We start from the raw sequence: 21,104 nt of genomic DNA, 5'->3' as shown, positions 1-21,104 counted from the left end.
GTAAGGGTGCCTGATAACTCTTCCGTCTTTTGATCAAAAACGGAAGAGAATGAAAACTGTACCATCACTCCTTTTTACGGCTAAATGCAGAATACTGTTTCTACTCATTTTGGGAGTAGGTCTATTTACTTCGCCTCTTTTTGCCCAAAAACCAACCCAAGCCCAGCTGGGTTACCGCTCCGCCAAAATCATTAAGAAGGCAGGACTTGAATTCAAAGATCTGAATAAAAATGGCAAACTAGATGCCTACGAAGACTGGCGACTGCCCGTCGAAACCCGTGTTCAAGACCTGATCAGCAAAATGAGCATCGAGGAAAAAGTAGGCTTCATGCTCATCAGCACCACCCGTCTGGCTGGTGATTTTTCCTTTCAACAAAATGCGCCAAGGGCAGAGATTACCAGTGGCTTCAACGAAGAAGACCTGAAGCAGGAAACCAACATGTTTTCCCGCAAACCCTTGCCATTTCCCTTACTCACCGCCTCCGGTACCACCAAAGGGGTGAAGGAACGCCACCTGCGGCATTTCATCCTGCGCGTCAATACCTCAGCCAAAACGATGGCGGAATGGGCCAATAACTTACAAGCCCTTTGTGAAGATACACGCCTGGGCATCCCCGCGATTGTGGCTTCCAATCCCCGCAACCACATCACGGTTGATGCTTCCATTGGTTTGAGTGTGGGGACTACGGTTTTTTCGAGGTGGCCGGGTGAACTGGGTTTAGCTGCCATGAACGACCTCAAAATGACCCGAACTTTTGCCGAAATTGCCGCAAAAGAATGGGCCGCAGTGGGCCTGCGCAAAGGCTACATGTACATGGCCGATCTGGCCACCGAGCCACGCTGGCAACGCATTGAAGGAACTTTTGGGGAAAATGCGGACCTCGCCGCAGGCATGATGCGGGAAATTGTACTCGGCTTTCAAGGTACCAAACTAGGCGCTCAATCCGTCGCCTTGACCACCAAACATTTCCCCGGTGGCGGCCCCCAAGTAGAAGGCAAGGACCCACACTTTGAATGGGGCAAAGACCAACATTACCCCGGCAAAATGTTTGATTACCACCTGAAGCCTTTCCAGGCGGCCATCGATGCGGGTACTTCGGCAATTATGCCTTATTATGCCAAACCAATTGGAACCCAATACGAAGAATTGGCCTTCGCCTACAATAAAGCCATCATCAAAGACCTGTTGCGGGATAAAATGGGCTTCAAAGGCATCATCAACTCCGACACAGGCCCTATTGAAATGATGCCCTGGGGTGTAGAAAAACTCAGCATCCTGGAACGCTACCAAAAAGCCATTGAGTGCGGAGTGGACCTGTTTTCTGGCTCTGGCGATCCATCTCAATTGTTGGAAGTCGTGAAAAAGGGAATGATTTCTGAAGCCCGGATCAATGAGTCCATTTCCCGTTTGTTGAAGGAAAAAATGGAATTGGGGCTGTTTGAAAATCCATATGTTGATGTAGCTGTAGCTGAAAAAACAGTGGGCAATGCGGAGTTTCAAAAACAAGCCGATCTGGCCTTGCGCAAATCCATTGTGCTGTTGCGCAATGGTGCCAAACTGCTGCCCCTGGCCAAAAAAACCAAGGTTTACGTAGAATCTTATTACGACAATGGCCGTACCGCCCCAGCAACGGTGATCATGCCTAAAACCAACAATTGGGACCTGGAATTCGTATCCACCCGTGAAGCTGCCGATGTAGTGGTGTTATGGCTGACACCCAACATGGGGAGTTTGTTCAACACCAAGGATGGGCCGATCGAGTTGCAATTGTCCAAAAATAAAATTGACATAGCTCGGGTCAACGAAACGACCTACCACAAGCCTACCGTGCTGGTCATCAACTACAGCAGCCCCTGGGTGATTGACGAAATCGACAATCCGAATGTAAAAACGGTTTTGGCTACTTTTGGCACCTCTACCGAAGCACTTTTGGATGTGTTGAGTGGCAAGTTTAACCCAAGTGGCAAAATGCCTTTTTCAACGCCAGTCTCTCGTTCGGCAGTCCTGGACAATCAGTCGGACGTGCCCGGTTACCTCAAATCCAAAGAATATGCCTTGTTCAAATTTGGCGATGGATTGAGTTATTAATGGAAAGCTGAATTTAGTTAGTCGACCTTGAGAAAGTCAAGGCCGACTAACTAACTCAGAAACATAACTAGGGATACCTACCTTCTCATACATCCGTGCAATGCGGTGGGCATGCTCATCATAAGCAGCCTGAAACAACTCGGTGGCGCGTTCTGTACCGATCACTGCACCGGCAGTCAGTACCTTGGGGGGGTGGCCCGCTTCAGTCAGCAAATTGGCCAATTCAGCCTTGATACAATTGATGAGCATACAAGACCCTACGGTAGAGCCCGGAGCAACAGGTGTATCCAGGTTTTTTATGGAGACCATCGCATCGCCAACTGGAGCGCCCGAATCGAGTACGATGTCACAAAAATCTTGCAGTTTGTGGCCATCCTGGCGTTTGCTGATACTTGCCTCGGAATGCTGCCGGGAAATGATACCCACGGTTTTGATGCCTTTTTGTTGAAACAACTCGGCCATTTCGATGGGCACTACATTGCAGCCGGAAGAAGAAATGATGAGGGCAGTATCCAACTCAGAAAGATCGAAATTCCGCAGAATTTGCTGAGCCAGGCCAGGTATATTTTCCAAAAACATGGCCTGCCGTTGTCCGTTGGCCCCCACCACCAGGTTGTGAAAAGTCAGGGACAATTCCACGATGGGGTTGAAGCCAGGAAAGGACCCATAACGCGGCCACATTTCCTCCACCATAATCCGGCTGTGGCCACTGCCAAAAACGTGAACCATGCGGCCCGCGAGAATGGATTTGGCAAAAAGAGCGGCTGCCCGCTGGATATTGACTTCCTGCTGGGCTACCGTTTCCAACAGACCCTGGCATTTTTGGAGATAAGTTTGAGTATACGACATCGGATTTTGCAATTCGCTTGAGTTGATTTTAGATAAATGCATTAATACTGCCCTTCGGATAGCTCCCAGCCACCGTCGACATACAAGGTTTGTCCGGTGGTGAATTTGGAAGCATCTGACATAAAATAGATGGCCGCGCCATCCAGGTCTTCGGGCCGGCCATTCCGCCCTCCGTCCAGTGGTTGTTTGGTTTTGACAAAACGCAGGATGGTCTCGTCTTTACTGGCCCGCTCTGACATAGGTGTTTCGACCAGGGCAGGGGCCAGAAGATTGATGCGAATGTTGTCGGCAGCATAATAGGCCGCAATGGATTTGGTAAACCCAATCACGGCCGATTTTGCCGCAGCGTAAGCATGGGTGACAAAGTATTTTGGGGAGGGCGAAAAACCCAGGACGGAACCCATATTCAGGATGGTGCCTGCTTTGCCCAGGGCCCGAAACCTGCGAATGGCGGCCTGATTGGAGAGCATGAGCCCGGTGAGGTTGAGCTCAAAGGTTTGGTTCCAACCTTCCAGGCTGAGTTCGTGGAGGGGTCCATCGCCAAATTTTCGTCCACTTCCACCTGCTACATGGTACAAGCCATCAAAATCGCCAAAAGTATCGATGCACAAATCAATGGCCTTTTCAGCGGTAGTGGGGTCGCTGGCATCTGCGGCCATTACAGTGGCTTTTTGACCCAGAGCCGCCTGGGACACCTGGGCACTTTCCGGATTTCTGCCTACCACAACCACTACAGCACCTTCGCGCACAAAAGCCTTGGCCGCAGAAAACCCAATTCCAGTGGTACCACCGATAATGACAATTTTTTTATCTTTTAACATGGTCTGCTCAGCATAATCTCAATGAATACAAGCTCCTGGAGAACTGTAATGCAAAAAAAAACAACTCCTCCGGCAAGCTTGCTACTGCAAATTAACTTTTACGAATCTATTTTGGCCAAAATAGAACTAAATTATTCTGCTATCGGATGTAGCCAACCTGATTTGAAAAAAAAATCAGTGCATGCAACCATTTGTCCCCTTTTGATCACTAACTAACAATGTCACTGTTCACCAACCTGACCGACCGTGCTCTGGTAGAAGCTTTTTTGCTCACGCGTGAAGAATGGGCTTTCCGGCTTCTGTTCCAACGCCACAACCATGTATTGTGGCGCCTGGCTCTACGTTTGTGTCAGAACAATCGGGAACAGGCAGAAGATGTATTGCAGGATGTATGGCTGCGGGGTATTGAAAAATTGCCTCAGTTCCGTTGGGATTCCGGTTTGCGCACCTGGCTGTCGGGTTTTGTACTCATGCGGGTACGCGAGCAGTGGCGGACCCAGGCCCAGGCACAAAAACGCCTGGTTTCGCTTGAGGAAGCGCCAGAACAAGCCATCTGGCCGGATCAGCAATTGGACAGGGCGGATTTGTTGGCCGCCATCGAAGGTTTGCCCACAGGATACAAAATGGTCTTGAGCCTGTACGACCTCGAAGGTTTTAAACACGAGGAAATTGCCAGCCTTCTGAACATTAGTGTGGGGACGAGCAAAAGCCAGTTATCTCGTGCGAGGAATTTGTTGCGGGCGCAATTGGAAGAGAAATTTGATCAGGAAAAGAAAATTGATCTGGAAAAGTAATTTGATCGATGAGTAAGCAGAATCCAAACCAGGACAAACATACACCTGCCCAGGAATCAAACCCTGCGGACAGTGCACCCACTCATTTGTACACCAAAATTGTAGAAACTATGAAAACTGAAGGTTTATTGACTGCACCCAAGGCTCTGATTCCAGCCTCGTTTTTTGGCATTGCCAGTGCAACCCTTTTATGTTTGTGTATTGCTGTTGGCGCATTTTTTGCCGGGAAATCCAGCAAGGAAAGCCTGATTGTAGAAAAATCCAGCGGGAAGCCCCGTTTTGCCCTTCTGGTCAAAGCCGATGATGTGCCACCCGCCGATGGAATGCAACAATTCAAGGAATACACCGCCTGGGTGGAAAACCTGAAAAAAGAGCGCTGGGCTGGGGGTGAAGCCCTGCATGGCAAAGCCTGGCGTTTGCACAAACAAGGTGCCGAGGTAGAGGTGATCGACCATGAGATAAAAACCTCGGCGGATGAAATGAGTGGCTATTTCCTCTTTGAAGCTGCGAATAAAGAAGAGGCTTTAAAAATAGCCAGAACCTGTCCCCACCTGAATTATCGGGGAACCTTGGAGCTTCGTGAAATTTTTCAATAATCGGGAAAAAAAAGGAAAGCGCAGCCGGCATAACACCGAGCTGCGCTTCTTACTGATCTATATTGGAAAGGTTTAGGACAAGTCTTATTTAGATGTAAGGAATATTCCAGTACCAGGGCTGCTCCTCGATCATTCTTTGTTTGATCTGCTCTTTTACGATTTTTTCATAGTCTGCTTGTTTGATTTTTTTGCCCTTCAACTTGGCTGGAGGATCCAGTTCATTCGTAAGCTTTTTCATTTCAATCAAGTCAGCTGTCAAAATCATGGCACCGTCATTGACGTCGATCTCCAGAATCATCCCAGGGAGACCATGAAAACTTTCAGGGCCGCCGTTGTGCAGCATATCTTGGGCAAACCAGGCTACAATTCTTTGTTTGCGCAGTGTATCTACCATGACTGCGTTCATACAGATGTGGCCCGCCACCTCTTTGAGGTCATTTAAAATCCGCCATTTTGGTGCTGAGATGGTATCTTCAATGAGGTAGGGTTTTCCCATCAAAGTCCGACCATCGAATTGGGCATTTTTAGCATAATCACGTTTGATGAAAAATAGTTCCTTGCGCCAGGAATATCCACCTTCATCCTCCGGCTCGGCTTTTTCTTCCGATAGTTCGAACTTGGTTTGTGTTTCATTGAAATACAAATTGCTGTAGGTTTTCCACTCCGAGCGGTTGCCCCACATGTAAGAGGCTCGTTCACGACTTTGTTTGCTCATGTAGTCGAGGTGCGACATCATTTTGGTCCAGTGACGGGTTACCAAATAACGAATGCGACCCTCCATGGGCTGGGAAAAAACCAGTGCTGGACAAAAAAGGAGGATCAAAAAGAGTATTTTCTTCATGTGTGTATTTTTTAGCCTACTGGACATTTTACTCGGAGGACATGAATTGCCACGTGCTTTAGCGCGTGGTTAGCAGGATTTTTTTAAAATGGGCTTCAGCCCTCGTTTAAATATTGATGCCAGGACTAAAGTCCATCAAAAAGGCAATCTCCATCCACGCGCTAAAGCACGTGGCAATTCATGTCCTTCGCTTCTGAAATACAAAAATGTCCAGTAGTATAATTTTTTAGCTGATCGCTGACAGCTGTTGGTTACCAATAATTGTTTTTCTTCAATTTGTTCTCGTACCCCCGCACATTGTAGCTCATGCTGAGCATGAAGTAACGAGCCAGGGTATTGGAAATGCGGCGTTCCACGAAGTTGGCAGAGCCGTTTTGGTTGATGGTCAGGCGCTTGTTGAGCAAGTCAAAAGCAGCCAGGCGCATCTCAATTTTATTGGATTTGCCAATGATGCGGCGTACCGAGGCGTTCCAAATTGGAATGTCCTGTTTGAAATTGAAGCGGTCGTTGCGGAAAATGTTGTAATCCAGGTTGGTTTCCAGGAACATCTTTTTGGCAAACTGGTACTTCAGGTTGCCATCAATCCCCGTATTGCGGATTTTTTGGTTTTGCGAGGACTGAATCGAATAACTAATGTTGGTCATGTTGAGATCGCCAGTCAAGGAGAAAATCAGTTTTGGATTGGGCGTTGCACTCAAACTCATGGAGATGTTCCCTCCGTTGCTTTGGGTCTCATTTTCTACACCATTCACGAAAGCCGGGTTTTTGCTGAACCGGAGGCTACCATTTGCGGACAGGGTCAATTTGGTTTTGATGATTGGGCGATTCATCCACAGGTAACCGGACATTTCTCGCCCTCCGCTAACATTTTCAGGCCGGGTAAGACTCAGGATACCCAGTTCATCATCACTTTGAATAACCTGATTGTAAACGATCTGGCTTTCCTTTATGGCGTAATCCATACTCAATCCCATGCTGCTCATGCTGCTCGGATCCCAGAAGTACATCCCTGCCGACAGATTATGGCTCAATTCTGGATCCAGATTGGGATTGCCTTCCGAGCGGAACGCCGGATTGTTGTAGGTGGTCACTGGCCGCAAATCGTTGAACCTGGGCGCAACCACCGAGTAGGAGTAACTGGTATTGACGCTCAGGTTGCTGAGTAGCTCAATGTCGGCACTAAAATTTGGCGTAACGTGGGTAAAAGTACGGTCTACCGCTGGGGCAACCAGGGGCTGATCTTCATCTCTGGAAAACTCGCCGTGCAAATTGTATTGCAGTGCAGCCAGGCCAAAAGACAGGTTGACCCCTTCGTGGGAATAACGAATGCCACTACCCAAACGATTGTAGAGGAGTTTATTGTCAGAAAAAAGGCTCAGGTTCTCGATCAACTGATCATTCAATTCGGGGTCACTTACCCGACGTTGATTTTGACTGGTGGATTGACTAAAGTTGTAAAAGCTTTCCCAGAACCATTTTTTGCTCAGCGCATCGGTATACAAAATGCTGGATTTGAGCTCATCGTTGCCATTGTTGTCGCGGTTGAGCTGGCGAATCTGATCGGTAAAGGTATTTGCAGTAAAAAAGCGATTGATCGAAGTAAAGCGTTCATCCAAATCATTTTGGTTTTGGTTAAAAGCGGCGCTAAAGGCAAAAGAGCGCCCTTTTTTCTTGAAACGGTGCCGGAAAATCATGGAGCTGGTTAGCGCCCAGGTATCCCGATTGGAATCATTGTCGGTGGAAAGGCGGTTATTGGCCTTTTCCAGGCTATTGGAAAAAAACTGGCTTTGTGAGCTCCCTGCATCCTGATTGCTCAGGCGTGCATTGGCTTTGACGATGAGCACATTATTGGAGTCGAGGTTTTGCTCCAGACGGCCATTGAGGATGTGGTTGTTGCGGAACTCACCCCGGTTGAGCGTGTCATTGTTGAAAAAACTGGTATCCAACAAGAAGGTCTGGCGGAAGGAATATTCGTCCAGGTTCAAGTCGGTTTGGTTGTAGGTGTAACTGGCATTGAACTTGGATTTTTTGCCATTGTCAAAGTTGTAATTGATGCCACCTCCGTAATTTTTGGTGAATCCACGACCGTCAAACCAGTTGGTCAGGCCGCCACCATCGGAATAAAAGAAGCGCATACCGCCCCCGCTGTTGAAACCAAAGTCGCCGCTGTCAAAATCATTGTAGGCATTTTGGCCTTTAAACTCCCCATAATCTTCCCAGTTGACCCCGGTTTGGTTGATGTTGTTGCCAAAACCAATCAATGAAAACTGTTCTTTGGTGTTGAAGCGGTTGTAGTTGCCACGGGCGGCCCAACGGTCCTGATCGCCCAGCGCTCCGGTGATTTTACCGAAGGAACCTTTTTTGTATTCGGCCTTGAGCTCGAGGTTCATCACCTTGTTCTTTTGGCCATCGTCTACTCCGGTTAGTTTGGCTTGTTCGGATTTTTCATTGAACACCTGGACTTTGGAAATGGTCTCGGCGCCCAGGTTTTTGGTCGCTGCTTTAGGATCGTCACCAAAGAAGGTTTTACCGTCGATGTAGACCTTTTTTACGTCTTTACCTTGCGATTTGATGTTGCCATCTGCGTCGACATCGATACCCGGCAAACGCCGGAGCAGGTCTTCTACCGTTGAGCCTGGTGGCACTTTAAAGGTAGAGGCATCGTATTCGATCGTATCCCCGTGAATGCTCAGGGTCGATTTGGCGGTTCTGATCACCACTTCCATCAGCTCCAGCGAAATGGGTTTGATTGGTACATTGCCCAGGTCATTCACTTCCTTGTCGTGCGCCGGGAGCAACATTTGACGAGGCTGGTAACTGATCAGCGAGATTTTCAGCAGGTAAGGAACGTTGCGTACATTTTTAAATTCAAAACCTCCTTTTTCGTCTGCGCGGGTAAAATTGATCAGGCTGGAGTCGGTAGGGTTGAGCAGCATTACAGTCGGGTAGGGGGCAGGCATGTTGGCGGTATCCACCACACTGCCTTTAATGGTAACTTTTGCCGGGTTTTGGGCAAAGACGATGTTGACGGCAAGCAACATAATCCACAGGCCTAGAGAGCGTTTCATTTAATAACAGTTCGGTTAGTCAGGTGTGTAAATATTGTTTCAGTAATATACAAACGGACGAATCCGCTTTGTTGATATTCGAATGATGCGAATTTTCGATAAATAGTTGCTTGAAAAAAGTTTTTTTGAAAAAATGCTGTGAATAGTATGTTTTTAGTTGTTTACTTATTGTTGTAATGCGGGCAGGAACGAATGGTTACAACCAGGCAAGCATTTTTTTAAGCCTTTTTTGAATCTGATTCTTTCTTTTCTTTTTTCTGCCAATTTGGCACTTCAAACCAAAATATCCCTTACTTTTGTGTCCCACGAAACCTGTTTTGCCATTTGGCTGTTCAGGTGAACGTCAATTATCACCAACATGCACTTGTACAACGACAATCCAACCTTGCTAGACGTGCCGCACCAGCAGATGAATGAGGAGCAGCAGGGGGAAGTCTTTTTTAAAAATTATCCACAACAGGTTGAAGATCCTTCCGGCAAACACTTTTACATCGAAAGTTACGGTTGCCAGATGAACTTCAGCGATAGTGAAATTGTGGCATCCATCCTGGCCGAAGTAGGCTTCAAACCGACGAGGAGCCTCGAACTGGCGGATTTGATCCTGGTCAATACCTGTTCCATCCGTGAAAAGGCCGAAGAAACGGTGCGCAAACGCCTGCGGGTATTTGATGCCATGAAAAGGCAAAGACCAGGCACCCTGGTAGGTGTACTAGGCTGTATGGCGGAGCGTTTGAAATCCAAATTTTTGGAGGAGGAACGCCTGGTCGACCTGGTAGTTGGCCCCGATGCCTATCGCGACCTGCCGAAATTGGTGGCTACCGCCGAAGATGGCGATAAAGGCATCAACGTTTTTCTTTCCCGGGAAGAAACCTATGCCGACATCAGTCCCTTGCGCCTGGATTCCAATGGGGTGAGTGCCTTCATTTCCATCATGCGGGGCTGCGATAACATGTGTTCCTTCTGCGTGGTGCCCTTCACCCGCGGTCGTGAACGCAGCCGGGATGCCTTCAGCATTTTGGCCGAAGCCCAGGAACTGTACGATCGGGGATACAAAGAAGTAACCCTCTTGGGCCAAAACGTGGATTCTTACAAATGGACCAACCCGGAAACGGAAAACCTGGTCAATTTCGCCCACTTATTGGAGATGGTGGCCCTGGTAGCCCCCGATTTGCGGGTGCGTTTTTCCACCTCTCACCCCAAGGACATTACCAATGAGGTACTCCACACCATGGCAAAGTACCCGAATATCTGCAAGTACATCCACTTGCCCGTGCAATCAGGCAACAGCAATGTGCTGGAACGCATGAACCGCACCTACGACCGCGAGTGGTACATGGAACGCGTTGAAGCCATTCGCCAGATCATTCCCGAATGTGCCATTTCTTCCGATATCATCGCCGGTTTTTGTGGAGAAACAGAAGAGGAGCACCAGGATACCTTGAGCATGATTGAATTTGCAGATTACAGCATGTCCTACATGTTCTTTTATTCCGAACGCCCCGGTACGCTGGCCGCGCGGAAATACCCGGATGATATCACCTTGGAAGTAAAAAAACGCCGCTTGCAGGAGATCATCAATCTGCAATCCAAGGTGAGTTACCGCCACAACCAGCGCGACATCGGCAAAGTATTTGAAGTACTAATTGAGGGTGACTCCCGTAAATCCGACCAGGATTTCTGCGGGCGCAACACCCAGAACAAAATGATTGTTTTTCCAAAAGTGGCCGGCTACAAGCCAGGTCAATACATAAATGTCCTCGTCAAGGATGCGAGTAGTGCAACTTTGATTGGGGAGGCCGTTTTATAGTTGGAATGTTGAAGAGTTGAAGAGTTGAGCCCCCGGCACTTCGACTACGCTCAGTGACCAGGGGGCTCAACTCTTCAACTCTTCAACATTCCAACTTTTCAACTTAAAGCATGGACAACCTTCTTTCCGTAAAACAGCGCTTCGGCATCATTGGCCATTCGCCCCTTCTCGATCGGGCGCTTAGCAATGCTGTGCGAGTAGCCAACTCCGACCTGACGGTGCTCATCACCGGTGAAAGTGGCGTGGGAAAAGAGGTGTTTTCAAAAATCATCCATTCACTCAGCGCCCGCAAGCACAATCAGTTCATCGCCATCAACTGTGGTGCCATCCCTGAAGGTACCATCAATTCAGAGTTGTTTGGCCACGAAAAAGGCTCATTTACCGGGGCTAATGCTGATCGCAAAGGCTACTTTGAAACCTACGACGGCGGCACCATCTTTTTGGATGAAATCGGCGAAATGCCACTGCAAACTCAAACTTTTCTACTCCGCATCCTGGAAAATGGTGAATTTACCCGGGTGGGTTCTAATAAAGTCCTGCGCACCGATGTTCGCATCATTGCCGCCACCAACGTGGATTTGGAGGAAAACGTCAGAAAGGGTAAATTCCGCGAAGACCTTTACTTCCGTCTGAATACCGTATCCATCGTTGTACCAGCCCTGCGCGACCGGGCCGATGACGTGTACCTGCTTTTCCGCAAATTTGCTGCCGACTTTGCTGAGCGCCACCGCTCGGCACCAGTGCAACTGGACGAACGGGCTCAGCTATTGATCAAAAACTACACCTGGCCGGGCAACGTACGCGAGTTAAAAAACGTGGCGGAACGGGTTTCTGTCTTGTCCGAAGAACGCATCATCACTGCTGAAGCACTGCTGGAGATTGAACCCCGCATTGCTACGCGCAATTTGCCGGTTTTGGTAGGTGCTGGCAACGAAGCAACGGGCAATCTGCAGGAACGGGATATCTTGTACAAGTTCCTCTTTGAAATGAAGCAGGACTTGAACGATTTGAAGTCGCTGGTTTTTGAACTCATCAAAGGCAACGATCTGCGGGTACCCGATTTGCGGCAATTCCGTTCTTTAGACCCTCCCCGCAACATGATTCCTTCGCCTGAACCGCGTTACAATTATACGCCCCCCAAAGAGTCCATTCCCTTGCACAATGGGTTGGATGATCTGGAAGAGGATTACGAAGAAGACCTGAATCCACAAGTCATCATTCCGCAGCAAATGCCCGAGCACAAGGGGGCAACCCAGGGGGCTTTTGGTAGCGTAGAAATCCTGGATGACAATTATCGCATCGAAGACCACGAAAAAAACCTCATCCAAAAGGCATTGCGCAAATACAAAGGTCGCCGGAAAGAGGCGGCCAAGGAATTGGGCATTTCGGAGCGAACCTTGTACCGCAAGATCAAACAGTACGATCTATGAATGTAAAGCCATCCCTGTCGATAGTGTACTTGAGCATCAAGGTGTTGAGCCTATTGTGCCTGTGCTTGCTCAGCGCCTGTAGCATCAAGATGAACCCGGCGGATACGGGGGAGTTAAAGACCTACTACGTCCCACAGTTTCTCAACAACGCGGAGAACTCCCTGCCCAACTTACCCATTCAGTTGACGGAAGCGCTCAAAGACAAAGTACGCTTACAATCCACCCTCAAATACACCGATGAGGACCCGGACATTGAATTGCGGGGCACCCTGGTCGATTTCCGCATCACATCCGAAGCGCCTAGGGTAGGGGAGACCACTGCCATCAACCGCCTGACCATCACCCTGGCCATCGAATACTTCAACAACCGCACTCAAAAAGAGGTCTGGAAGCGCAATTTCTCCTTTTTTTACAACTATCCATCCGATCAGGATTTTTCTACGGTGCAGGAAACGGCGATTCGGACCATTAGCAACCAGTTGATGGAGGATATTTTTAATGCGGCGTTTTCAGATTGGTAGGGGGTACCTTTATGCATAAAGTCATGGCATCACAAATTTTTTACGCCAATTTTTTAGAAGACCGTAGGGTATACGGCTTAGCTAAAACCTATTGGAAGCGCTTTTTTGATCAATTGGCCGCAGCAAATGGTTTTTCTTATCGTCCCTATATCAATGATGCCAATGACTATGACGGCAATCCAATCTTTAGTGCTTATATCCCCGATAAAAATCGAGCGGTTCGAGTGATTCAAATTGATCCTAATGAGCTTGAAGACAACACCCTTACTACTGCATGGATGGATACCATCGAACTAGTGGAAGGCCAAGCGGCGATTGATGAATTGGTGATTTATACGGTGCTTACCGTGGAGACGAGGGTGAAATGTGTGGCTTTGATAGAAGAATGGGTTTTGGGGGAGGTGACGGTTGAGGAGATGAAAAGGAGGATTGAGGAGGTATGGAGAGATTGAACCAGCGTTGCGCCTTAAATGCTTGTGGGCAAGACTTGAACTAGCGGGTTTCATTTCTTTAAAAAGAAGTAACTATGAGAAGCAGGAAGATATTGATTGGCTTAGGGATTTTGATTTTTGCTCTTGTATTTTTTTCCCTTTATCAACTATCAAACTTCACTCTTTTTGATAATGAATTTGAAGTGATTGAGAGCATAAAAGTTCCTGACAAAGACTACATTCTTAAAATATATCATATTCCATCCAATGCTACAAGTCAATCATATATTCAAATAAGGAAAATTGAAAATGGAATAGAAGATGTTTTGGAAAACTATGAAAGGTTTAATCATTTGGAAAATTATGCCTTGGCTAGAGACACATTGGTGCTTAGTGTACGTGATTTAGGTAATGCAAAAGCTGAGATTGTAATAAAAAAAATTCCATTACCTTGATGGAGATTGTCTGGCTGGTGCTAGTATGCATCTGCACCAAATCTTTTCGGAATCAAGCAAAAAATCCCACTACTACCAGCCTCTCCCTACGCCAAATCCTGCCTAAAAACCCTCCCGCTCCTGGAAAACGAAAATTTTCGTAAAGTCTAATGTTTAAGATTGGTAAGTAAGAATGCGGGGTTCTCGAACGTGGTTCGGGAACCTCTTTTTTGTTGAGCGTGTTTGGTCAATAGAATTTGATGATGATGGCTTTGAATGTGCTAAAACAATGAAATTAAATGGGACTTGACTTATTTTTGGTTAAAATTGAAGACAAGGAAATAAAGGAAACTGACTGGCTTATTGCTAGTGAGAACCCCGAACTTGAAGGCAAATTTTCGGCTTTTAAGAGAACAAGGCACTTTCAACACAGCGATCATGAGTACTATGATGAGGTTTATTTTTATAGTGAGATATCCTATCAACGAAAGGGAGTGACCAAGGAATTCTTTAAAAAAGTTCAAAATGATAAATGTCTTGTAAACAAGAAGGATGTTGAAAACCTTATTGGACTGATGGACAAAAATTCGAGAGATGGCTTTAAACGAGACTTTTTAGATAAATTTGTTGATGAACAAACATTTTTAATAATAAGTTGGTGAAGGCATGACAGACTAGGTAATCGGTATTCTTTGAAGCACTGAACCTGCGTTAAATAAATTAACCCTCAGGCGCTTCAACCAACAACCCTTCGCCCTGCATAAAAGACTTCAAAAGCTTGTCGGCAGTAAGAAAAAGATCCGCTTGATGGGATAGCAGTACTGCGGTAGCCAATTGAATACTGTCCAAAGTTCTTAGCCCTTGCAAACCATATTTGGAGACCAAATTTCTGGCTTGCTCAAGAACTAGGCTATCGGTTGAGATAAAGGCGTATTTCTCAAAGTCATTGGTGAACAACTGCAAAGTTCTATTAGCTTGTTCAGGAGTGATTTCGCCTGTTCGAACCTTCTTCTAGATAGTAGAAGCAAATTCGATTTTGGCAATTTCTGATAGGAATACACTGGTGATTCTGAAATTTGAAAACACGAGCTCAAATTCTTCGGTATCTGCCTCTCTATGGTAAAGTTTGAACAAAACGGAAGTGTCTAAAAATAATTTCATAGCTCTGCACTACGCTCTTCAACCACTGAATCACTGAAAGACCCTTTGAAATCCTCCAGGTTTTTTTGGCTCTCCGAAAAAGAAAAATCACTACGGGATAATCCTTCCTCGGTTGGAATGGGGATTTCTTCCAAAAAAGTAACAATAACTTTCACTGGATTGCTGGAAATGAACTCTTTGTCCAGTTTGACATAACCGTTTAGGTAGGTACCGACAAGCGCAACCATGATTTTCTTTTTTAAGTCAACTAGACAAATATACATTAATTTTAGACACGAGGCTTTATCATTTAGACTTTATGAACAGCAGCTTCTTGCAGTTTTACATTCCCCGTCTCTAAAAAGCAAACAACTTCTCCATCGGAGAGATTGAACCAGTGTTGCGCCTTAAATGCTTGTGGGCAAGACTTGAACTAGCGGGTTAGATACCAATTTAACCATTGCATTTTATTTAATACTCTTTAATTTTGCACGGTGATACGATTAACAAAAAATATGGTTAAACAAATTACGAAATGATAGTGCCTCAAATTGAACCCGCAACGATAAATGATTTCAAAGCCTTAGCTCCATTGATAATTGAATTTGAGCAGTTTTTAAAGGCTGAACATGGCGAAAAGCCTATGTCACCCAAAGAAATACAAAGAAGTAAAAGATACTTGAAAAAATACTTGGCATATGATACATGCCTTTATTTATTGTGGAAACAATCTGAAAAAATATTGGGATACACTTTTTTAAGCATTGATGATAAAAATCATAATTTGGGTTTTATAAACGAACTTTTTGTAGTCACAGAAAAGAGACAGAAAGGCATAGCATTTAAGCTTATGGAACAAAGCCTAAGTTGGTTTAAAGAAAAAAAATGTGATAAAGTACAACTAACCGTCAATCGTGAAAACAAAGTTGCTAATAAGTTATATGAAAAAATTGGATTTAGGTTTCATGAGAGCGATTACATTGATATGCAAATAAAGGTTTAGCTTTACGAAGCGAAACCTTCAGGCACTTCAACCAATAACCCTTCGGCCTCCCTACGCCAAATCCTGCCTAAAAACCCGCTCCAACAGATCAAACAACTCGGGATGATTTTTTTTCAACCGCCCGGGCTGTTTGAAAAAGTACTCGCTCACCACGCTGAAAAACTCGGCCTCGTTGGTACTGCCATACACATTGATCGTAGACCTTCCCGCTTTGATCGCTTCAATTTCGCGGTGCATCAGTTTTACCCAGGGAACCAGGAATGGTTGTTGGAGTAGTGCTTCCAGGAGGCCGTCGGTAGCACCGTCGGCCTTATCGAGCAAGTGGACAAACTCGTGGATGCCTACATTGTGGTGGGAACGCTGCTGATCAAAACCTTCGTGCAGGTCAGGTTTGGACAAAATCATCATCCGGTTCATGCTACCGCTACCGACCATGCCCAGGATATTGCGGTTTTTGCCCTGTTCCGTTTCGTAGTCATGATTGAAGGGTGCATCGTACAAGAGCACTTCGTGCAGGTTGTGGTAATGCCATCCCGGAAACCCAAAAAGGGGGATCACTGCGCTCGCCGCTACGAGCAGCTTGTCGGCATCATTCACATCGGTGTCGATGCCGGTGATGCTGATTTTGTCCAAAAAATCTAGTGTGCTCTCCTCAAAACGGAGCTTTTCTGTTGCGGAAAGTTGACTGTAAAAATCGACTTTTTCGCTTAAAATGTGCTTCCATGGTGCGGGGAATGGGGTGGATTTGGGGCGTTTTTTTTTTGAAAAAAAGCCACCACCAGTAGGCGATCAAAAGGAGCAAGAAAAAAGCAGCTGCGATGAATTTATAGTTGAGCATATTTTAGGGAAATAGATGATTTCAACGTAGTGAATGTACAAATTTTTGGAAAGTGGCAAAAAATTAATGCAGCTGGATGTTTTGCTTGGAGGACATGAATAACCAACCAATATTAATTTTTTTCGTTCGCTAACAAGTTTGCGAATATTCGCTATTTTTATGCTCAGAACAATATATCTTTCGTTCATTCCTAAAACACCTCTGTACCAATGATGCGTAAACTTACCTTATTTACGGTTTTACTTACTTTGGCCTTTTCCTGCGACAAAGAAAATAGCCTGAATCTGGACAACAGTCCCAGCGATTTACACGCGGGCGCCACCCTCAAAACCCGCGCAGAAATCAATCGGCAAGCCCTGAACCTGCTGAATGAACACCAGAAATTTGAATGGAGCATGGTGGATGCACACACCGTGTGGAGCGCCAACTTGCTGAGCGATTCCATCATGTGTATCGGCTACCAACCCGCTAATGAAAAAAACGTCAACCAACGCTTGCACCAAATCGACATCCAGCGCAAGGAATGGAAACAAGTCCGCGAAGAACTGATCAATTATATTGTAGAAGAAACCAATCTGCAAAACCCGGCCAAAACCATCACGGCCCGTGACCTGATGCCATTTGGAGAGGAAGCCGTTTTGCCTGTAATCGACATCAAAATCACCAGTTTGGGCATCATCGAAAAATTGCGCAGCTTACCGCAGGTACGCTACATCGAGCCCATGGGTTACAGCTACATCGAAGAGCGTTTGCGTAGTGATTCCGGCTGTGGGGTAAGTGGCAACCCAAGTATTCCGACAGCGGATTTTACCAACATCACTCCCGCTGCCAAGCAATCCTGGCACCATGGCGTGCCCCGCATCGGCACCGCCTGGGGCAACAATTCCGGTAGAGGCATAACGGTTGCGCTCCTGGATACCGGTACTCCAAATCCCACCAGCCAACCCAAACTGGGCAGCCAATTTAACTCAGGTTTGTCCACCGGTCGTACCTTGACTCGTATGGGAACCTATGTGAGTTGCTGGTTTTGCGGTACCCCCGATGGCCCCAATGACCAATGTGGACACGGTACCCAAATGGCTGGCCTGATTGCCGCACCACGCGGATATGATGGTACTCCTGCCGGGGTGGCCTACAACTGCAATTTGTTGGGTATTCGGGTCACCAGTGATGTGATCATCAACGGCTCAAGTGAAAAGAAAGGGGTAGCCGATGGCCTGGTGATTGCAGGCAACAACACGAGTGTAAAAATCATCAGCATGTCGATTGGAGATGTTTTTTCCAGTGGGCAAGTGGAAGATGGAGTGCGATATGCTTATGGAAAAGGCAAAATGTTGCTAGCTGCAGCGGGTACTTCTACCAGTTTTACCAGCTGGTATGGCGTGATTTTCCCTGCCTGGATGGCGGAGTGTATTGCCGTTACTGGGGTAAAAGACGGAGGGCTTCCACTGATCCGTTGTAATACTTGTCACAGCGGCAGCGATGTAGAATTTGTAGCGGTCATGCAGCGCAGAACGGATAATAGCCGTACGGCTCTGACGCTGGCCCCATCGGGCAATGTACCAGCAAATGTGGGCGGCTCCTCTGCTGCTACGGCCACTACAGCAGGTATTGCAGCTTTGATTTGGGCGACCAACCCCGCTCAGACGCGCGAGCAGGTCTATGCTCGGATGAAAGCGAATTCGACCTGGCCAAGTAGTCGGAATGGGGAGTTTGGGTACGGAATTATTGATGCTGGAAAGGCGGTGACGGGGCTGTAAGTCCTGCTTCGCAGGGATTTTTTCACCACCTAAGCAACCAAAGACACTAAAGGGATACCTCAGTAATTAACTACTTCTAAGGTGCCTTTTCAGTGTCTTTGGTTGCTTAGGTGGTGAAAAATGAAAAATCTTTTACTCCCTTTCATTTTCCATATCCGGAAATTCTCCGGGCTCATAAAACACGGGAGGGAACGCACTTTTATCCGTACCCCGGCTATTGTCATAAGCCGCTACCGCTTTATTGGACAATTGAAAAGATCCCCTTGCCTCTGACAATTTGCCTGCTGCAACATCCGCATAAATAGCCTGAGCACGAATCTGCGATTTACTCATTGGCGCAATGCTGCCATCGGTGTAAGTATGCCGCACATTCAGGTAAGCCTGAATCAGGTCGCGTTCATTTTGGTCGGTGAAGGTACTGGGATTGCTCAATCCGGTTTGTTGCATAGCCAATTCTACACAAGGTTTAACCCAGGTAGGGCGGTTGACGTGGTTATCCAACAAGAGCGCAACCCCATAGGCTGAAGTAATCACTGTGCTGAGCAAGTTACCAAACACCGCATGACTTGGCTTCCAGTAGAAGTTTTTGAGGCGATCGAGCGCATGTTCAACTTGTACGGCCTGGAAATCTGGCTCCTGGAGTGCTCTCCAAAAATGGAAACCCCAAGCAGGATCCCGAAATTGCTCTTTGGCTTGTGGTGTATTGACTGCTAAATTATTCAAGGTCAAAAAACCATAAGTGGTCTTGGTATCCTGGCTCACATCAATTCCAAGTGGAGCAAAATGCCGTCGGAATGAATCTGGAAACTGGTCGCGGAATTTTTTCAACAAGGCGGGCAGCTCACCCGCTTTGTCATCCCGGCCCAAAGTCCATTGAAAAGTGCCAATGCTCAGAATGCCCCGGTCGTAGGAGTTGATGGCATCCATCCGGCCTTCATTTTTGCCGATTGATTCCATCACTTGCAGGGCGGAGTAGGTCAGGTCCAGCTCAACCAGGCGCTCTTTGTTTTGCTCCACAAAGGCCACCAGGCTATTAAACCCGGGGGTGGAAACACCCATGGGTTGGTGTTTGCGGAATTGAATCTGGCGTGAACCGTCCGAAATCACAATCGTTCCGCCTCGGTCGTCAATTTGTAAATTGTTGCCGATGGCTGGATTGGTGGCAGGAGGGTTACCAATCCCTCCTGGGCCCCCATTGTTGGTGTGGGGCTCATAGGCATAGGGGCCGGGATTATTTCCAGTATTGCCTGGACCGCTGATGGGAGGATTGGTAGTGCCAGGGTTGATGGATAGTTTGGACAAAGCATCTCCATACAATTGGTACAAATCGTTTAGCAGGGCTTTGGCCAGGCTTTCGGTAAGCTGGTACCCATCTGAAGACAATCCTTTGCGCAGGGCAAAATTGCGCAAGGCATCCTGGGTGGTCGTTCCGGTAATGCCTAGGGTTTGGAGCAAACTCCGCAAAACGACATTGTTGCGATCAGCACTGTTTTGGAGGTTAAATTGGGCATATTGGCCATTGGCAATGGCTCCCTCCAGTGTTTTAAGTTCAGCCAAGGTTTCGTGGCGCTCTACCATGGTGGCACCCAAAAAAGGGGTTACCGTCAGCCCCGTGGAATCGAGTTTGTTTCGCCGGGCAAAACTCACTACAGCATTTACCACCTCATTGCCAAAATAATCACTGCTACCAATCGAGCTCATTTTTAATTCATTAGAAAAACCCAGTTCGTTCAGCATTTCACGAAATGCCACAACGTAATTGTTACGGGCATTGACATTTAAAAATTTGCTGATGGAATTGGTACGCAATAAGTCGCGGATCGCTTCGACGTTGGCCATGTGAATGAGGGTTTATAAAAAAACTTAAACGCAAATTGCGTTAAGAACAAGTATAAAAGTGAGAAAAATTTTAATAAAAACAAAACGGGGCAGCAATATCTTCTGATATGGCCGCCCCGTTTGGGTCGATATCGTTGTATCTATTAACGTACAGACTCTACAATTGCTTTGAACGCGTCGGCATGGTTCAATGCCAAATCTGCCAATACTTTCCGATTCAACTGGACATCACTCTTGGCGAGATGGTGCATCAGGCGAGAATAAGAAACGCCATATTGACGAGCACCTGCGTTGATACGTGCAATCCACAAGCGGCGGTAGGCACGTTTTTTGGCTTTACGGTCGCGGTAAGCGTAACCCATTGCCTTGTCCAAGGCATTTTTAGCTACAGTCAGAACTTTGGAGCGAGCACCAAAGAAGCCGCGAGCGGCCTTTAAAACTTTTTTGCGGCGGGCTCTTGAAGCCACCGCGTTCACTGAACGTGGCATTTTTTGTTTTTTTAGTACAATACAGGGACCACCCGCTGGATGATTCTTTCTCCTGTATTCTCGTTAAAAAAGAGAACAGAGCAGTCTGTTCTTAAGCTTTGCAGAGCATGCGCAATACACGCTTTTCTTCTGCCTCACAAACAAGAGTAGAGTCGCGGTGAGCCAATTTCGCACGCTTGCTTTTGTTGCGCATTAAGTGCGAAGTGTTGGCCTGGAAACGCTTTACCTTGCCGGATCCAGTCACCTTGAAACGCTTCTTGGCGCTGGAATGTGTTTTCATCTTTGGCATGGTTCAACAGTTTTTATGAACGAGGTGCAAATGTAGGAAGAACATTCAGTTTAATCTAGTTTTTTA

21 protein-coding genes are annotated in these 21,104 nt (G+C 46.8%); 11 read left to right on the top strand and 10 right to left on the bottom strand.

Going from position 1 to position 21,104, the window contains the following annotated elements; translation table 11 throughout:
- The first annotated feature begins 49 nt into the window (after nucleotides 1-49).
- Nucleotides 50-2,089 (top strand): glycoside hydrolase family 3 protein, encoded by a 2,040-nt coding sequence (locus tag SFV55_RS29985; RefSeq protein ID WP_320033292.1) that lies wholly within the window; start codon nucleotides 50-52, stop codon nucleotides 2,087-2,089.
- A gap of 36 nt (nucleotides 2,090-2,125) precedes the next feature.
- Here the strand turns inward: SFV55_RS29985 and SFV55_RS29980 are convergent, their stop codons facing one another.
- Together SFV55_RS29980 and SFV55_RS29975 are read right to left on the bottom strand one after the other, a co-directional pair.
- Entirely contained in the window at nucleotides 2,126-2,938 is an 813-nt protein-coding gene (locus SFV55_RS29980; RefSeq protein WP_320033291.1) for an SIS domain-containing protein, read from the bottom strand.
- A 41-nt stretch (nucleotides 2,939-2,979) separates the two neighbouring features.
- Nucleotides 2,980-3,759: an SDR family oxidoreductase gene (locus SFV55_RS29975; RefSeq protein WP_320033290.1), complete on the bottom strand. Its 780-nt coding sequence runs from the start codon at nucleotides 3,757-3,759 to the stop codon at nucleotides 2,980-2,982.
- Nucleotides 3,760-3,977: 218 nt separating this feature from the next.
- Here SFV55_RS29975 and SFV55_RS29970 point away from each other — a divergent pair, with 218 nt between their 5' ends.
- A complete protein-coding gene (locus SFV55_RS29970) occupies nucleotides 3,978-4,553 on the top strand; it encodes an RNA polymerase sigma factor (protein WP_320033289.1) in 576 nt (191 codons plus the stop codon).
- Nucleotides 4,554-4,561: 8 nt separating this feature from the next.
- On the top strand, nucleotides 4,562-5,149 hold the full coding sequence (locus SFV55_RS29965; protein ID WP_320033288.1) for a hypothetical protein: 588 nt from the start codon (nucleotides 4,562-4,564) through the stop codon (nucleotides 5,147-5,149).
- Between the two features lie 88 nt (nucleotides 5,150-5,237).
- Here SFV55_RS29965 and SFV55_RS29960 read toward each other — a convergent pair whose 3' ends face one another.
- A complete protein-coding gene (locus SFV55_RS29960) occupies nucleotides 5,238-5,990 on the bottom strand; it encodes a GLPGLI family protein (RefSeq protein WP_320033287.1) in 753 nt (250 codons plus the stop codon).
- Between the two features lie 251 nt (nucleotides 5,991-6,241).
- Nucleotides 6,242-9,058, bottom strand: a complete 2,817-nt coding sequence (locus SFV55_RS29955) for a TonB-dependent receptor domain-containing protein (RefSeq protein WP_320033286.1) — start codon at nucleotides 9,056-9,058, stop codon at nucleotides 6,242-6,244.
- Nucleotides 9,059-9,416: 358 nt separating this feature from the next.
- On the opposite strand from SFV55_RS29955, the gene miaB reads away from it, so the two are divergent.
- The 6 genes from miaB to SFV55_RS29925 all read left to right on the top strand — a co-directional run bounded on the left by miaB (nucleotide 9,417) and on the right by SFV55_RS29925 (nucleotide 14,343).
- A complete protein-coding gene (miaB, locus tag SFV55_RS29950) occupies nucleotides 9,417-10,865 on the top strand; it encodes a tRNA (N6-isopentenyl adenosine(37)-C2)-methylthiotransferase MiaB (protein WP_320033285.1) in 1,449 nt (482 codons plus the stop codon).
- A gap of 110 nt (nucleotides 10,866-10,975) precedes the next feature.
- Nucleotides 10,976-12,295 carry a sigma-54 dependent transcriptional regulator gene (locus SFV55_RS29945; protein WP_320033284.1) on the top strand — a complete coding sequence of 440 codons (1,320 nt, stop codon included), beginning with the start codon at nucleotides 10,976-10,978 and terminating at the stop codon, nucleotides 12,293-12,295.
- Nucleotides 12,292-12,816: an LPS assembly lipoprotein LptE gene (lptE, locus tag SFV55_RS29940; protein ID WP_320033283.1), complete on the top strand. Its 525-nt coding sequence runs from the start codon at nucleotides 12,292-12,294 to the stop codon at nucleotides 12,814-12,816. The genes SFV55_RS29945 and lptE overlap by 4 nt, the downstream gene beginning before the upstream one ends.
- A 23-nt stretch (nucleotides 12,817-12,839) precedes the next feature.
- Nucleotides 12,840-13,268 (top strand): hypothetical protein, encoded by a 429-nt coding sequence (locus SFV55_RS29935; protein WP_320033282.1) that lies wholly within the window; start codon nucleotides 12,840-12,842, stop codon nucleotides 13,266-13,268.
- A gap of 74 nt (nucleotides 13,269-13,342) precedes the next feature.
- Nucleotides 13,343-13,702, top strand: a complete 360-nt coding sequence (locus SFV55_RS29930) for a hypothetical protein (protein WP_320033281.1) — start codon at nucleotides 13,343-13,345, stop codon at nucleotides 13,700-13,702.
- Nucleotides 13,703-13,980: 278 nt separating this feature from the next.
- Nucleotides 13,981-14,343: a hypothetical protein gene (locus tag SFV55_RS29925; protein ID WP_320033280.1), complete on the top strand. Its 363-nt coding sequence runs from the start codon at nucleotides 13,981-13,983 to the stop codon at nucleotides 14,341-14,343.
- A 58-nt stretch (nucleotides 14,344-14,401) separates the two neighbouring features.
- Here SFV55_RS29925 and SFV55_RS29920 read toward each other — a convergent pair whose 3' ends face one another.
- On the bottom strand, nucleotides 14,402-14,644 hold the full coding sequence (locus SFV55_RS29920; RefSeq protein WP_320033279.1) for a hypothetical protein: 243 nt from the start codon (nucleotides 14,642-14,644) through the stop codon (nucleotides 14,402-14,404).
- Between the two features lie 194 nt (nucleotides 14,645-14,838).
- Nucleotides 14,839-15,069: a hypothetical protein gene (locus tag SFV55_RS29915; protein WP_320033278.1), complete on the bottom strand. Its 231-nt coding sequence runs from the start codon at nucleotides 15,067-15,069 to the stop codon at nucleotides 14,839-14,841.
- Between the two features lie 287 nt (nucleotides 15,070-15,356).
- Here SFV55_RS29915 and SFV55_RS29910 point away from each other — a divergent pair, with 287 nt between their 5' ends.
- On the top strand, nucleotides 15,357-15,824 hold the full coding sequence (locus tag SFV55_RS29910) for a GNAT family N-acetyltransferase (protein WP_320033277.1): 468 nt from the start codon (nucleotides 15,357-15,359) through the stop codon (nucleotides 15,822-15,824).
- 51 nt (nucleotides 15,825-15,875) lie between these two features.
- Here the strand turns inward: SFV55_RS29910 and SFV55_RS29905 are convergent, their stop codons facing one another.
- Nucleotides 15,876-16,538 carry a zinc-dependent peptidase gene (locus tag SFV55_RS29905; RefSeq protein WP_320033320.1) on the bottom strand — a complete coding sequence of 221 codons (663 nt, stop codon included), beginning with the start codon at nucleotides 16,536-16,538 and terminating at the stop codon, nucleotides 15,876-15,878.
- 333 nt (nucleotides 16,539-16,871) lie between these two features.
- Between SFV55_RS29905 and SFV55_RS29900 the strand changes: the two genes are divergently transcribed.
- A complete protein-coding gene (locus SFV55_RS29900) occupies nucleotides 16,872-18,422 on the top strand; it encodes a S8 family peptidase (protein ID WP_320033276.1) in 1,551 nt (516 codons plus the stop codon).
- Between the two features lie 132 nt (nucleotides 18,423-18,554).
- Here the strand turns inward: SFV55_RS29900 and SFV55_RS29895 are convergent, their stop codons facing one another.
- From SFV55_RS29895 to rpmI, 3 genes are all read right to left on the bottom strand, one after another.
- The gene (locus SFV55_RS29895; protein WP_320033275.1) at nucleotides 18,555-20,261 is read right to left on the bottom strand and encodes a hypothetical protein; all 1,707 of its coding nucleotides are present in this window, start codon (nucleotides 20,259-20,261) and stop codon (nucleotides 18,555-18,557) included.
- A gap of 143 nt (nucleotides 20,262-20,404) precedes the next feature.
- Nucleotides 20,405-20,749: a 50S ribosomal protein L20 gene (gene rplT, locus SFV55_RS29890; protein WP_320033274.1), complete on the bottom strand. Its 345-nt coding sequence runs from the start codon at nucleotides 20,747-20,749 to the stop codon at nucleotides 20,405-20,407.
- 91 nt (nucleotides 20,750-20,840) lie between these two features.
- Nucleotides 20,841-21,038 (bottom strand): 50S ribosomal protein L35, encoded by a 198-nt coding sequence (rpmI, locus tag SFV55_RS29885; RefSeq protein WP_320033273.1) that lies wholly within the window; start codon nucleotides 21,036-21,038, stop codon nucleotides 20,841-20,843.
- Nucleotides 21,039-21,104: the final 66 nt, after the last annotated feature.

This window comes from Haliscomenobacter sp. (genome assembly GCF_033763495.1).
In the GTDB taxonomy this organism is placed as follows: Bacteria; Bacteroidota; Bacteroidia; order Chitinophagales; family Saprospiraceae; genus Haliscomenobacter.
The sequence above is the reverse complement of the archived record's forward strand: the minus strand, read 5'-3'. Positions and strand labels throughout refer to the sequence as shown.

Coding starts and splice junctions, on each gene's coding strand:
- SFV55_RS29980 (WP_320033291.1), bottom strand. CDS start 2,938: ATGTCGTATACTCAAACTTATCTCCAAAAATGCCAGGGTCTGTTGGAA.
- rpmI (WP_320033273.1), bottom strand. CDS start 21,038: ATGCCAAAGATGAAAACACATTCCAGCGCCAAGAAGCGTTTCAAGGTG.
- SFV55_RS29985 (WP_320033292.1), top strand. CDS start 50: ATGAAAACTGTACCATCACTCCTTTTTACGGCTAAATGCAGAATACTG.
- lptE (WP_320033283.1), top strand. CDS start 12,292: ATGAATGTAAAGCCATCCCTGTCGATAGTGTACTTGAGCATCAAGGTG.
- SFV55_RS29955 (WP_320033286.1), bottom strand. CDS start 9,058: ATGAAACGCTCTCTAGGCCTGTGGATTATGTTGCTTGCCGTCAACATC.
- miaB (WP_320033285.1), top strand. CDS start 9,417: ATGCACTTGTACAACGACAATCCAACCTTGCTAGACGTGCCGCACCAG.
- SFV55_RS29910 (WP_320033277.1), top strand. CDS start 15,357: ATGATAGTGCCTCAAATTGAACCCGCAACGATAAATGATTTCAAAGCC.
- SFV55_RS29960 (WP_320033287.1), bottom strand. CDS start 5,990: ATGAAGAAAATACTCTTTTTGATCCTCCTTTTTTGTCCAGCACTGGTT.
- SFV55_RS29935 (WP_320033282.1), top strand. CDS start 12,840: ATGGCATCACAAATTTTTTACGCCAATTTTTTAGAAGACCGTAGGGTA.
- SFV55_RS29975 (WP_320033290.1), bottom strand. CDS start 3,759: ATGTTAAAAGATAAAAAAATTGTCATTATCGGTGGTACCACTGGAATT.
- SFV55_RS29900 (WP_320033276.1), top strand. CDS start 16,872: ATGATGCGTAAACTTACCTTATTTACGGTTTTACTTACTTTGGCCTTT.
- SFV55_RS29915 (WP_320033278.1), bottom strand. CDS start 15,069: ATGGTTGCGCTTGTCGGTACCTACCTAAACGGTTATGTCAAACTGGAC.
- rplT (WP_320033274.1), bottom strand. CDS start 20,749: ATGCCACGTTCAGTGAACGCGGTGGCTTCAAGAGCCCGCCGCAAAAAA.
- SFV55_RS29970 (WP_320033289.1), top strand. CDS start 3,978: ATGTCACTGTTCACCAACCTGACCGACCGTGCTCTGGTAGAAGCTTTT.
- SFV55_RS29895 (WP_320033275.1), bottom strand. CDS start 20,261: ATGGCCAACGTCGAAGCGATCCGCGACTTATTGCGTACCAATTCCATC.
- SFV55_RS29945 (WP_320033284.1), top strand. CDS start 10,976: ATGGACAACCTTCTTTCCGTAAAACAGCGCTTCGGCATCATTGGCCAT.
- SFV55_RS29965 (WP_320033288.1), top strand. CDS start 4,562: ATGAGTAAGCAGAATCCAAACCAGGACAAACATACACCTGCCCAGGAA.
- SFV55_RS29930 (WP_320033281.1), top strand. CDS start 13,343: ATGAGAAGCAGGAAGATATTGATTGGCTTAGGGATTTTGATTTTTGCT.
- SFV55_RS29925 (WP_320033280.1), top strand. CDS start 13,981: ATGGGACTTGACTTATTTTTGGTTAAAATTGAAGACAAGGAAATAAAG.